The sequence below is a fragment of the Pseudomonas mercuritolerans genome (genome assembly GCF_025706525.1).
GTDB lineage: Bacteria > Pseudomonadota > Gammaproteobacteria > Pseudomonadales > Pseudomonadaceae > Aquipseudomonas > Aquipseudomonas mercuritolerans.
The window spans coordinates 303,867-316,123 of the sequence record NZ_JAMSHA010000006.1 but is presented as its reverse complement, the minus strand read 5'-3'; the positions used below and the strand labels follow the sequence as shown (position 1 = coordinate 316,123).

Genomic DNA, 12,257 nt, shown 5'->3' with positions numbered 1-12,257 from the left:
TTCGCTTCCTCCTTCGCTTACCGCGATCTCAGAGGAATCCAATGCAAAGCTGTCATTCATTCATCAGCCATTCGTCTCGCTGCGCCCACTTGCGTTATCCCCACAGAATCGTCAGCGCGTTCAGCCTGCTCACGGTGGTGTAACCATGCGCAAGGCACTGTTCATCGGCATCAACGATTACACGCATATTGGCGGGCTCAGCGGCTGTTGCAACGACGCCATGGCCATGGCCTCGGTACTGAAAACCAACGCCAATGGCGACCCCAACTTCAAGAATCTGATACTGACGTCCGCCGAGGATTACCTGAGCCGGCAAAAACTCGAAGACCAGATCCGCGAGTTGTTTTCCGGCGACTGCAACGTCGCTCTGCTGTATTTCGCCGGTCATGGCGGTTTCGACGCCGACACTGACGAAGGCATGCTGATCCCGCAGGATTACCGCAACGCCAAGGACGGCATCCGCATCAGCGACATTCTCAACTGGGCGGACAAAGCCACGCGGATCAAAAACAAAATGATCATCCTCGACTGCTGCGAAAGCGGTTCGGCCGGCGAAGTGCGCGCCTTGCGCAGCGAGAGCAGCATGGTCAGCGAAGGCATGACCATCCTCACCGCCTGCAAAAAAGCCGAGCCGGCACTGGAGGGTGCGCAGCACGGCGTGTTCACCGGCCTGCTGCTGCAAGCGCTGCATGGCGGCGCGGCGAATATCCTCGGCAAAATCACCCCCGGCAGCCTGTACTCCTTCGTCGACAACGCGCTCGGCCCGTGGGAGCAGCGTCCGGTGTTCAAGACCAATGTGTCGCAGTTCATTTCCCTGCGCGAAGTCTCGCCGCTGATTCCCAAGGAGATCCTGCGCAAATTGCCGGACTGGTTCGCCGAAGCCGAATCGGTCTTCCCGCTCGACCCCAGCTACGAACCCACCGAAATGGCGTTCATACCGGAGCACGGCGAGATCTTCGCCCAATTGCAAAAGTGCAACCGCCACAGCCTGATCGAACCGGTCGACGCCGAGCACATGTACTACGCCGCCATTCACTCCACCGGCTGCCGCCTGACGGCACTCGGTGCCTATTACCGCGAACTCGCCCTCAAAGGACATTTCTGATGCCAGTCTTTATCAGCTACCGCCATGTGGATCGCACTCATGCGATCGCCATCAACACCCGTCTGACCCAAGCGAAGATCAGGACTTACCTCGACGTGCTGGATCCGGAATCGCAGACCACCGACGACATCACCGGGGTCATTACCCGCAACATCACCGAGTGCACGCATCTGCTGGCGGTGGTATCGGAGAAGACTGCACTGTCGTGGTGGGTGCCGTTCGAGATTGGCGAGGCGACGATCAGCAACCGGCGGATCTGTACGTTCAAGACCGGGCCGGCACAACTGCCGATCTATCTGGACAAGTGGCCGAAGCTGAGCACGGCCAGCGACCTGGATTTCTTTATCGATGCGTATCGGGATGAGGTGTCGAACAAGCGGTCGATGGCGCTGGATTCGATCAGCGAATCGGTGAAAGGGGCGTACAAGCGCGATGCAGAGATGTTTCATGAACAGCTTAAGAACCGGATTCGTCGCGGGTTCTAGAGTTTCGTTACTTTCGAAAAGCCCCTCACCCTAGCCCTCTCCCAGAGGGAGAGGGGACTGACCGAGGTGAATGTTCCAAGTACACCGACCTGAAATACCGAGTCGAACTCGAATTCGAAAAGCACACAAATCGGCTCCCTTTCCCCCTCGCCCCCCTTGGGGGAGAGGGCTGGGGTGAGGGGGGTTGTTCTTGGCAACGCACCAAATACAAAGCCGAAAATCAGCCCAAAAAAAACCGACATCACTGTCGGTTTCTTTTTAAATCACTGCTTCGGCGCTGGCGCTGCCCCACCCGGCTCAGCCGGCTTCGGCGCAGCGTCATCAAACAGATTCAAGCGTTCGCGCAACTCATGAGCCGGCACTGGCTGCTTGTCCGCCGGCAACGCATCCGGATCAACCGGGGCTGCCGGAGCAGCACCGTTCTGCCCCTGATCCGCCGGTTTCGCCGCCTCAGGGCCCTGCGCACCTTCAATCGCCGCCTGGGCTTTTTTGGTCAGCACGACAATGTCGATCCGGCGGTTAACCGGGTTGAACGGGTTTTCCCGGTCGAACAACGCCGACGAGGCATAACCGACCACCCGCGCCACCTGCGCGTCCGGATAGCTGCCGGCGACCAATGCGCGACGCGCGGCGTTGGCACGGTTGGCCGACAGCTCCCAGTTGCCGTAGTCGCCAGTGCCGATGTACGGCTTGGCGTCGGTGTGGCCGCTGATGCTGATCTTGTTTGGCACCGCTTTGATGGTGTCAGCCATGGCCAGCAGAATGTCTTCGAAGTACGGCTTCAGGCGTGCGGAACCTGAGTCGAACATCGGTCGGTTCTCGGCGTCCATGATCTGGATGCGCAAGCCGTTCGGCGTAATTTCGAAGAGGATCTGATCCTTGAACTTCTGCAGTTGCGGGTTCTCGTCGACCTTGTTCTGCAGTTCTTGCAGGAGCAGTTCGAGACGCTCCTTCTCGACCTGCTCGGCCATGCCTTCAACCTGATCGGTGTCGACCGTGACCTTGTCCGGCTGTGGCTGCGACTTCACTTCCGGGTTGAGGGTGTTTTCCGGCGCCAGGGTCGGCGTGCCACCCAAGTCGATGATGTACGGCGTGCCGCTTTCGGAGAAGCCGACCGGGTCCTTGAAATAACCGGCGATGGCGATCTTCTGTTCCGGCGTAGCAGTGGACAGCAGCCACAGCACCAGGAAGAACGCCATCATCGCCGTGGCAAAGTCGGCGAAGGCGATTTTCCACGCCCCGCCGTGGTGCCCGGCGGCAATGCGCTTGACGCGCTTGACGATGATCGGCTGATTATTTTCCATGACTTAGCGACCGCGAACCGCTTGTTCCAGCTCGGCGAAGCTTGGACGGTGCGCCGGGTACAGAACCTTGCGCCCGAACTCGACCGCCAGCGACGGCGGCATGCCGGACGCCGAAGCCACCAGCGAGGCCTTGATGGCTTCGTAGACGTTGAGCTCTTCCTTGGCATCGTGGGCCAGGGAATGCGCCAGCGGACCAAAGAAACCGTACGCCGCGAGAATACCGAAGAAGGTACCGACCAGTGCCGCACCCACGTGCAGACCGATCGACGCCTGGTCGCCCTCGCCCAGCGAGGCCATGGTCACCACGATACCGAGTACCGCCGCGACGATACCGAAACCGGGCATGCCGTCGGCGATGCCGTTGACTGCGTGGGATGGGTGCTCGAGGTCTTCCTTGAGGCTGTACAGTTCCATGTCGAACAGGCCTTCCAGTTCGTGCGGAGCCATGTTGCCGGAGGACATGATGCGCAGGTAATCGCAGACGAACGCGGTCATGCGTTCATCCTTGAGCACCGCCGGGTACTTGGCGAAGATCGGACTCGCGGCGGCATCTTCGATGTCGCCTTCGATGGCCATCATGCCTTCGCGGCGGCTCTTGTTGAGGATCTCGTAGATCAGCCCGAGCACTTCCAGGTAGAAGGTGTGGGTGAAGCGCGAACCGAACATGCTCAGGGATTTCTTGAGCACGTGCATCGTCATGTAACCGGGGTTGGCCTGGAGGAATGCACCGAGGGCCGCACCGCCGATGATCATCACCTCGAAGGGCTGGATCAGGGCGGCAATCTTGCCGTGGGAGAGCACGTATCCGCCGAGCACGCTCGCGAATACGACGATGATGCCGATAATTTTAGCCATAGGTAGAAGGTACTTGTTTAAGTCGGGTTCAAGGTCATATTCGGAAGTTAAAAAATCTCTTCTTCTACTTATCGGCAAAACTGCGCCAGACTATAGCCAGTTCAGGCGAAAAGCCAATTTAGCCCATGCCGGGCGCGTCTACAGTCAGTGAAGATCTCGTCCAGACATGGCTAATGAAACGAACGTCCCACACGCAAAACCGACCACCCTCGACGGCTGGGTCAAGCTGCTCGACAGCGTCCGCCTGCCCGTACCACAAGAGGCTCACGACAAAGTCTGCCGGGCGATCCGCGACAACCGCAGCTCGCTGCGTGACATCGCCGATCTGATGCAGGACAGCCCGGCGCTGGCCTTGAGCATCATCCGTGAGGCGAATCGTCACACCCACGGCACCATGGCCGCGCCAGCGGAAAATCTCGAGGTGGCGATCAATCGCCTGGGCCTGGCGCGCACCGAAGAACTGCTCGCGCGCCTGCCCGCCGAACCGCACCGGCAGATCCCCAAGGCTTTGCGCCAATTGCAGCTGATCAGCCAACACGCGACACAGCAGGCCAACGGTTTTTTTGCCAGTCGCCTGGCGCGGCTGTGGCAGGACATCCATTGGGGCAGTCTGCTGTTTTTGTCGCCGCTGTGGCCATTGGCACTGACCTATCCGCAGTTGCTTGAGGAGTGGGAACTGCGGGTGATCCACAAGGGCGAGTCGGCGCGGGTGGTCGAAAAGCAATTGTTCGGCGTGCGCCTGTTGGAGATTGCCGAGGCACTGGTCGAGGCCTGGCATCTGCCGATCTGGGTCGAGCAAGGCTACAAATTGCTGCTCGGCGAACAACGCGAACTGGTCAAAGTCCTGCGCATCGCCCGTGACAGCGAGCACCCGCTACGTCAGCAGAACCGCCTCGACGATGACCCGACGCTGCGGCGCTGGCTCAACCAACCGGCCAATACGGTGCTGCTCGCCAACGGCCTGGCGCTGTCGGCGCAACAGGCCTGGGACAGTCCGCACAGCAAGCGCTGGCAGTATCTGACCAGCCTGTATCTGCAGATTTCCATGGACGAAGTGCAGCAACAGCTGCACCAGCAAGCGGCGAACAGCGCGCGTCAGCATGCAATGCCTGATTTGTGGCACCCGGCGGTTTCGCTGATCTGGCCGTGGGGCACTCGTCGCTTGCCGGCCGGCATGCTCCCGGCCGCAGCGCCGAATGCGGATGACTTGGGCCAGTGGCGTCGGCAATGCGCCGAACTGCTAGCCGAACCCAGCCGCTTCACCAATGCCATGAGCCTGACCGTCGCCGCCCGCGAGGCACTGGTGGCGAGCGGCATGCGCCGGGTGATGATTCTGATGGCCGACCGCACACACACGACCCTGCGCGTGCACCAGACCGCCGGTTTGCCGAAGGATGCGGCGGCGCTGAGTTTTGTCGTCAGCCAGAGCAAGGTCCTGCAACGCCTGCTCGCTCAGCAGGCGCAGGTGCGGATCTCGCCGGAGAACAATGTGCAATTCTCTGCCTTGTTACCGGCGAGCCTGCGCACGCTGTTTCGCGGCGAGCATCTGTTCCTGCGTTCATTGGTCAACAACGGCCGGGTGATCATGATTGTCGTTGCCGATCAGGGCGGCGGGCCGTTCGCCGACATCACCGTACAAGCCTTCGGCAAAACCGCGCAGTGCATCGAAAAAGCCCTGCACAGCTTTAGCAGCCGCGGCCAATGAGCCTGCGCTACAATCCTCCCCTTTGTGCTCTGGAGACCTCACATGTCTGACTTCTCTGGCTTGCCGCTTGTCATCGAGCCGAGCGACCTGCTGCCGCGTCTGGAGTCGCCGGAACTGATTCTGGTGGACCTGACCAGCCCTGCCCGGTATGCCGAAGGTCACTTGCCCGGCGCACGTTTTGTCGACCCGAAACGCACCCAGCTCGGCCAGCCACCGGCGCCCGGGCTGATGCCGGCGAAGGCCGATCTGGAAGCGTTGTTTGGTGAGCTCGGTCATCGCAAAGATGCGGTCTACGTGGTGTATGACGATGAGGGCGGTGGCTGGGCCGGGCGCTTCATCTGGCTGCTCGATGTCATTGGCCACGACAAGTACCACTATATAGACGGTGGTCTGCCGGCCTGGCTGGCGGACGGTATGCCGATGTCGATCCAGGTACCACCCGTTGTCGGTGGCCCGGTCTCGCTGACCCTGCACGATGAACCGACCGCCACCCGCGAATACCTGCAAAGCCGTCTCGGCGCCGCCGATCTGGCGATCTGGGACGCGCGCGGGCCGCTGGAATATTCCGGCGAGAAAGTCCTCGCTGCCAAGGGTGGACACATCCCCGGCGCGGTCAATTTCGAATGGACCGCCGGCATGGACCAGACGCGTCAGTTGCGCATCCGCAGCGACATGCCGCAGATCCTCGAAAACCTCGGGATCACCAAGGACAAGGAAATCATTACCCACTGCCAGACCCATCACCGGTCGGGCTTCACTTATCTGGTGGCCAAATCCCTCGGTTATCCGCGGGTCAAGGGCTACGCCGGCTCCTGGGGCGAATGGGGCAACCACCCCGACACGCCTGTCGAGATTCAAGCTTCCAAGGACAACTAATGAAAGAGCGTCTGTTTATCCTCAGCCAATACTTGCTGCCGCATCACCTGCTGTCGCGCCTGGCCGGCTGCATCGCCGAATGCCGCGTGCGCTGGTTCAAGAATGCCTTCACCCAATGGTTCGCCAAGCGTTATCAAGTGGACATGTCGCAAGCGCTGGTCGAAGACCTCACTGCTTACGAGCACTTCAACGCATTCTTTACGCGTGCGTTGAAAGACGGCGCGCGTCCACTGGACGAAACCCCGGGCGCGATCCTCAGCCCGGCCGACGGTGCGGTCAGCCAGCTCGGCCCGATCGAGCACGGTCGCGTGTTCCAGGCCAAGGGCCACAGTTTCAGCGTGCTCGAATTGCTCGGCGGTGATGCGGCCAACGCAGCGCCGTTCATGGGCGGCGACTTCGCCACGATCTACCTGTCGCCGAAGGACTACCACCGCGTGCACATGCCGCTGGCCGGCACCCTGCGCGAAATGGTCTACATCCCGGGCCGCATTTTCTCGGTGAACCAGACTACTGCCGAAAACGTCCCGGAGCTGTTCGCCCGCAACGAGCGCGTGGCGTGCATTTTCGACACCGAACGCGGGCCGATGGCCGTGGTGCTGGTTGGCGCGATGATTGTCGCTTCGATCGAGACCGTGTGGGCCGGTCTGGTCACACCACCGAAGCGCGAGCTGAAAACCTTCCGCTACGACGAAGCCGCACGCGCACCGATTCATCTGGAAAAAGGCGCAGAACTGGGGCGCTTCAAGCTCGGTTCGACGGCAATCGTGCTGTTTGGTCCGGATCAGGTGAAGTGGGCCGAAGAACTGGTGGCCGGCTCGCCAGTGCAGATGGGCCAGGGTCTGGCGCTGCCGAAAGCGTGACCCTGTTCGCGGAAGCAGCCGACGCTGCTTCCGCAAACTGCGGCATTTGCTGCTATGGTTTTGGTCATGAGCCAGACCAACTTTTCTCCCAAGCTGCGCGCTCCGATTCCCACGCAAACGCGTCTCTCGTTCTGCGACGCCAGCCCGCGTGATCTCAAGCGCTGGATCGCCGGCCTGCCCAAGGCCAACATCGGCGAAACCGCCCGCCTGCTCTATCAAGGCCTCGGCGAACTGAACCTGTTGCTCACTCCCAGCGACAATCGCCTGCAACTCCTGGAACTGCTGCGGCCCGAGGTGTATTTCGTCTGCCAGCATCTGGAACGGCACTTTCTCCATCAGGCGATCATGCTCGACGAGCGCTCGCGCAAGGTCAGCAACCTGTGTCAGGCGCTGCAAGGTCAGTTGGCCATCGGCTATAAACAGATCGTTCTGCGCATACTGCCCAAATACAGCAAGGACCGCGCGACGTTGGTCAGCACCGCATTGCAACGCGCGGCGCATGCCCTCAAGGCGCAACTGGTGCGCGCCACGCAGTTGTACAGTTCTCCGCCGGAACATGTGTGGTTCGAATTGCACCAGCTGTATCGCAGCGCGGCGCAATTTCAGCTGCAACAACGGCGGCTGCGCGATGATCTGGCCTTTTTGACCAGCGAACTGAGCGTCGAACAGACCTACATCGCCGCGCTGCTATTGGGCTGTGCCCGTTGCAATCAATTGCGCCAGAGCCAGATTGCCCGGCTGGCCGAGGTGATCGAGCCGTGGAGCGCCCTGCTCAAACTGCATCCCGGCAGCGCCGACGACAGTTTGTTCGCCATCAGCCCGGAACTCGATGTCGGCCCGCGCTACCGCAAGATGTTTCGCAGCGAACAACAGAACGGGCTGCTGGGCTTCGATCCGCAACTGCTGGTCAAACAGCTCGAAACGCACCTGCTGCACCAGTCCACCTCGACCCCGTTACCCGTTTCCGCAGGCCTCAGCGTCGACACCCTGCAACATCTGCACGCTACCTGGGGCCAAGCGGCCGAACGCAGCTTTCAACGCATCGCCGGCCAGGGCACGCTGACCGTGTGCGTTGGCATGAGCGCCCTGCACTTCTACCTCGGCGGCGAGCGCACCTTCAGCGAGTTGCTCAAACATCCCGGTGCCCGCGCGGCAAACTTCAGCAGCGTGGTGGTTAAGGGCGAAAAGGACAGCTGGAGTCAGGCGTTCGACGCTGCCCCGCAAAGTAACGATGAGCTGTTGCCGTACGAGGAAATCCAGTACGACCAGTTGAGCGAAGAAGAAGGCCCCGGGAACGCGCCGAATTATCCGACTTACGCCTTGCCGGTGATCAACCATAGCCCCGGCGGCTATTGCCTGGCCTGGCCGAGCGAAGTGCCGGCCGAATTGCAGGCCGGGGAAATGCTCGGCATTCAGGACAGCGAGGGCAAAGGCTGGAGCATTGCGGTGATTCGCTGGATCCGCCAGGTGCGCGGCAGCGGCACGCAGATAGGCATTGAACTGGTCGCGCCACACGCGCAGCCGTGCGGCTTGCAACTGGTGCGAACGAAAGACGATCACAGCCAGTATTTGCGCGGCTTATTACTGCCGGAAATCAGTGCGATCGATTTGCCAGCGACCGTACTTGCGCCGCGCCTGCCCTTTCAGGAAGGCAACAAGGTGTTGATCAACACCCAGGGCGAAGAACACCGCGCCGGGCTGGATCGGCGGGTGGCGAGTACGCACAGCTTCAACCAGTTCGCCTATCGCTCGCTGGATCCTGCGCAGAATGGCGGGGGTGAGGAAGATTTTGATTCGTTGTGGAATTCGCTCTAGACCGAGGCGCGGCCTTCGCGAGCAGGCTCGCTCCCACACTGGAATGAGGTTTCCCGTGGGAGCGAGCCTGCTCGCGAAGAGGCCAGATCAGCTTATGGAGATCTCAGAGCTGCCCGTCGCGATCGCGGAAGCCCAGCAGATACAACACGCCATCCAGCCCCAGCGTTGAAATCGCCTGCTTCGCCGACTGCTTGACCAGCGGTTTGGCGCGGAACGCCACGCCCAGCCCGGCAATCGCCAGCATCGGCAAGTCGTTGGCGCCATCGCCGACGGCAATGGTCTGCTCCAGACGCAGACCTTCCTTGTGCGCCAGTTCCTTGAGCAAGTCAGCCTTGCGCTGCGCATCGACAATCGGCTCGATCGCCACGCCGGTGCACTTGCCGTCGACCACTTCCAGCTCGTTGGCAAACACGTAGTCGATGCCAAGCCTGGCTTGCAGCTGCTTGGCGAAATAAGTGAAGCCGCCGGACAGGATGGCGGTTTTGTAGCCGAGGCGTTTGAGTTCGGCGAAGAGGGTTTCGGCGCCTTCGGTCAGGCGCAGCGAGGCGCCGATCGAGTCGAGCACGCTGACGTCGAGGCCCTTGAGCAGCGCCAGACGCTCCTTGAAGCTGGCGCGGAAATCCAGTTCGCCGGCCATGGCGCGCTCGGTGATTTCCGAAACACGATCACCCACACCGGCCGCCTTGGCCAGCTCATCGATGACTTCCGCTTCGATCAGCGTCGAGTCCATGTCGAACACGGCCAGTCGCCGGTTGCGACGGAACAGCGAATCTTCCTGGAAGGCGATATCGACGTTCAATTCCTGGGCAACGCTGAGGAATTCGGCGCGCAAGGCCTGCGGATCGGCCGCTTCACCGCGCACGGAAAACTCGATGCAACCCTTGCCCTTGTCGGCCGGTGTGTCCAGCGGCATGCGCCCCGACAGACGGTCGATATGGTCGATGTTCAAGCCATATTTGGCGGTGATCGCGCTGACCGCCTGCAATTGGCCGGCGGTGACTTTGCGCGTCAGCAGGGTAACGATATGGCGCTTCTTGCCCTGATTGCCCACCCACTGCTGGTAATCCTCTTCGGATACCGGGGTGAAGCGCACTTGCTGATCCAGTTCGTAGCCCTTGAACAGGATGTCCTTGAGCACTGACTTGCCCTGTTCGGAATCGGGAATTTCAACCAGGATGCCGAACGACAGGGTGTCGTGGATCACCGCCTGACCGATGTCGAGAATGTTCACACCACCTTGTGCCAGAACACCGGTGATGGCCGCCGTCAGACCCGGACGGTCGACTCCCGTGATGTTAATCAGGACGATTTCGCGCAACGCGCACCCCCGCAACTGGAAAAAAACCGCATTCTACCCACTTTCAGTGACCATCGGGCACCGCGAGCGCTTTGCCGGTCTGGGGCCTGTCGCTATACTGCGCGTCAACTTCACGGACAAAGAGCCGAGCTCAAGTGAACCGGCCCACGCCAGTCAAAACCGATAACTTCTTCCTGCTGATCTTCCGTGCACTGCGCCATCGCCGTGTACCGATTGCATTGCGCATTGCCAGCCACAACGTGATCCTGGTCGCTCTGGCCCTGGTGATCTATGCCGGGGTGATGGGGCTGCAATTCAAGCAGGCCATGCACGAGCAGGCCGATGCGCTGGGCGAAAGCCTGACCACGCAGACCGCCACCTCCGCCACCGAGCTGCTGGTGTCCAACGACATCCTCAGCCTCAACGTGCTGCTCAACAATCTGACCAAGAACAAACTGGTCGCCCACGCGGCAATCTACAGTGTGGACAACCGCATCCTCGCCGAGTCCGGTCAGCGTCCCAAGCACAGCCTGCTGGGCGAAGCCGAGGGCATGTATGAGAGCAAGATCACTTTCCAGGACGTGACTGCCGGGCAACTGCGCATCAGCCTGGACATGGATCAGTTCCAGCAGCCAATGACCATCAGCCTGCAAAGCATGGGCATTCTGAGTGCGATTCTGCTGGCACTGTCGCTGGCTCTGAGCCTGCGCATGGGCCGTTATCTGTCGACGCCCTTGCTGCAATTGCGCGTGTGGCTGCGCCGCATCGACGCGCATACACCGGGCATCGATCGCCAGGATGAAATCGGCGATCTGGCGCGCCAGCTGCACGCCAGCTACGCCCCGGAACCGGAGCCTGAACCTGAACCCGAGCCGGAATTCGCCGAGGAAGAAGACGAGCCGGAATTCGAGGTGCGTAACCTGCGTGATCCGAGCTTCGACGAAAGCCGCCCGCTGGCCGCGAAGAAACCGGCGCCGCGTCACCTGGTCAGCACCGTCGAAGACGATGATGACGATGACGCCTTCGCCGACCTGCGCGACGAATCGCTGAACGGCGCCGTCCAACCGCTCACGCGCAAACCGAGCCCTGACGTTCCGCAGCATACCGCCGTACTGGCCGTGCAATTGGGTTCGCAGGAACAATTGCGCCGCTTGCCTCGCGCACGTCTGGAAGAATTGCAGGAACGCTATCGCGACTGCCTTGAGCAGGCTGCTTCGCTGTATCAGGGCGAAATCGAAACCCTCAACGATGGCAGCACGCTGTTGCTGTTCCACACCGAAGATTGCGGCGACGATTACCTGACCAATGCCATCTGCTGCGGCGAACTGCTGCGTGCTCTGGGTCATCAGTTGCAGATCGAGGTCGCAGACAGCGGCATCACCCTGCAATTGCAGTTGGGCCTGACCTTGGGCGATGAGTTGTTCGGTCTGAGTCAGATTGATCTGCTGCTGACCGATTCGGCCCAGGATGCACTGGCCTTGTCGCAACACAGCCGCAATCTGCTGCTGGTTGAACGCAAGATCAGCGATGACGCGTTGATCCGCCAGCGTGCGCGGATCCGGCCGATCGCCAGCCCTGAGGGCGCTTGCTGTGTGGAGCGGTTGATGGAGCCTTATCCGTCGATGCTGGAACGGCAACTGGCGCGGATGCATGAGCGCCGGGCGTAAGGCTTAGGCCCGATACGCAAAAGCCCCCAGATGAGTGATTGTCTGCGGGCTTTTTTGTGCGCGGTGTTATTGGAATCGTGCGCACCCCTGAAAAGCCCCTCACCCTAGCCCTCTCCCGGAGGGAGAGGGGACCGACCGAGGTGTCTGGCGCCATATGTCGACCTGACAGATCTTGGCGATTATGGATTCACCTCCGCGCGTTCACGTCGGTGTAGCTATCGAATATCCCCCAATCGGTCCCCTCTCCCTCCGGGAGAGGGTTAGGGTGAGGGGCTTTGGATCTTCCAC

General features: G+C 61.1%; 10 protein-coding genes. 7 read left to right on the top strand and 3 right to left on the bottom strand.

From position 1 onward, the window contains the following. Positions 1–145 precede the first annotated feature (145 nt). Together ND528_RS18795 and ND528_RS18790 are read left to right on the top strand one after the other, a co-directional pair. Positions 146–1,105 (top strand): caspase family protein, encoded by a 960-nt coding sequence (locus tag ND528_RS18795; RefSeq protein ID WP_130909633.1) that lies wholly within the window; start codon positions 146–148, stop codon positions 1,103–1,105. Further along, entirely contained in the window at positions 1,105–1,590 is a 486-nt protein-coding gene (locus tag ND528_RS18790) for a toll/interleukin-1 receptor domain-containing protein (protein ID WP_137215195.1), read from the top strand. Before ND528_RS18795 ends, ND528_RS18790 begins: the two co-directional genes overlap by 1 nt. A gap of 263 nt (positions 1,591–1,853) precedes the next feature. On the opposite strand, the gene motB is transcribed toward ND528_RS18790, so the two are convergent. Together motB and motA are read right to left on the bottom strand one after the other, a co-directional pair. After that, entirely contained in the window at positions 1,854–2,894 is a 1,041-nt protein-coding gene (motB, locus tag ND528_RS18785) for a flagellar motor protein MotB (protein ID WP_137215194.1), read from the bottom strand. 3 nt (positions 2,895–2,897) lie between these two features. After that, complete coding sequence (gene motA, locus ND528_RS18780; protein ID WP_024011357.1) at positions 2,898–3,749, bottom strand: flagellar motor stator protein MotA; 852 nt, start codon at positions 3,747–3,749, stop codon at positions 2,898–2,900. A gap of 166 nt (positions 3,750–3,915) precedes the next feature. On the opposite strand from motA, the gene ND528_RS18775 reads away from it, so the two are divergent. The 4 genes from ND528_RS18775 to ND528_RS18760 all read left to right on the top strand — a co-directional run bounded on the left by ND528_RS18775 (position 3,916) and on the right by ND528_RS18760 (position 9,005). Continuing rightward, positions 3,916–5,454: an HDOD domain-containing protein gene (locus ND528_RS18775; protein ID WP_263470898.1), complete on the top strand. Its 1,539-nt coding sequence runs from the start codon at positions 3,916–3,918 to the stop codon at positions 5,452–5,454. Positions 5,455–5,496: 42 nt separating this feature from the next. Further along, entirely contained in the window at positions 5,497–6,330 is an 834-nt protein-coding gene (gene rhdA, locus ND528_RS18770; protein WP_263470897.1) for a thiosulfate sulfurtransferase, read from the top strand. Continuing rightward, the gene (asd, locus tag ND528_RS18765; RefSeq protein WP_024011354.1) at positions 6,330–7,190 is read left to right on the top strand and encodes an archaetidylserine decarboxylase; all 861 of its coding nucleotides are present in this window, start codon (positions 6,330–6,332) and stop codon (positions 7,188–7,190) included. The genes rhdA and asd overlap by 1 nt, the downstream gene beginning before the upstream one ends. Before the next feature lie 66 nt (positions 7,191–7,256). Then, positions 7,257–9,005 (top strand): molecular chaperone, encoded by a 1,749-nt coding sequence (locus tag ND528_RS18760; protein WP_263470896.1) that lies wholly within the window; start codon positions 7,257–7,259, stop codon positions 9,003–9,005. Positions 9,006–9,108: 103 nt separating this feature from the next. Here the strand turns inward: ND528_RS18760 and serB are convergent, their stop codons facing one another. Then, a complete protein-coding gene (gene serB / locus ND528_RS18755; protein ID WP_041477650.1) occupies positions 9,109–10,323 on the bottom strand; it encodes a phosphoserine phosphatase SerB in 1,215 nt (404 codons plus the stop codon). A 134-nt stretch (positions 10,324–10,457) separates the two neighbouring features. Here serB and ND528_RS18750 point away from each other — a divergent pair, with 134 nt between their 5' ends. Beyond that, positions 10,458–11,969 carry an AhpA/YtjB family protein gene (locus ND528_RS18750; RefSeq protein WP_130902880.1) on the top strand — a complete coding sequence of 504 codons (1,512 nt, stop codon included), beginning with the start codon at positions 10,458–10,460 and terminating at the stop codon, positions 11,967–11,969. The last annotated feature ends 288 nt before the right edge of the window (positions 11,970–12,257 follow it).

Coding starts and splice junctions, on each gene's coding strand:
- ND528_RS18760 (WP_263470896.1), top strand. CDS start 7,257: ATGAGCCAGACCAACTTTTCTCCCAAGCTGCGCGCTCCGATTCCCACG.
- ND528_RS18795 (WP_130909633.1), top strand. CDS start 146: ATGCGCAAGGCACTGTTCATCGGCATCAACGATTACACGCATATTGGC.
- motA (WP_024011357.1), bottom strand. CDS start 3,749: ATGGCTAAAATTATCGGCATCATCGTCGTATTCGCGAGCGTGCTCGGC.
- motB (WP_137215194.1), bottom strand. CDS start 2,894: ATGGAAAATAATCAGCCGATCATCGTCAAGCGCGTCAAGCGCATTGCC.
- asd (WP_024011354.1), top strand. CDS start 6,330: ATGAAAGAGCGTCTGTTTATCCTCAGCCAATACTTGCTGCCGCATCAC.
- ND528_RS18790 (WP_137215195.1), top strand. CDS start 1,105: ATGCCAGTCTTTATCAGCTACCGCCATGTGGATCGCACTCATGCGATC.
- ND528_RS18775 (WP_263470898.1), top strand. CDS start 3,916: ATGGCTAATGAAACGAACGTCCCACACGCAAAACCGACCACCCTCGAC.
- rhdA (WP_263470897.1), top strand. CDS start 5,497: ATGTCTGACTTCTCTGGCTTGCCGCTTGTCATCGAGCCGAGCGACCTG.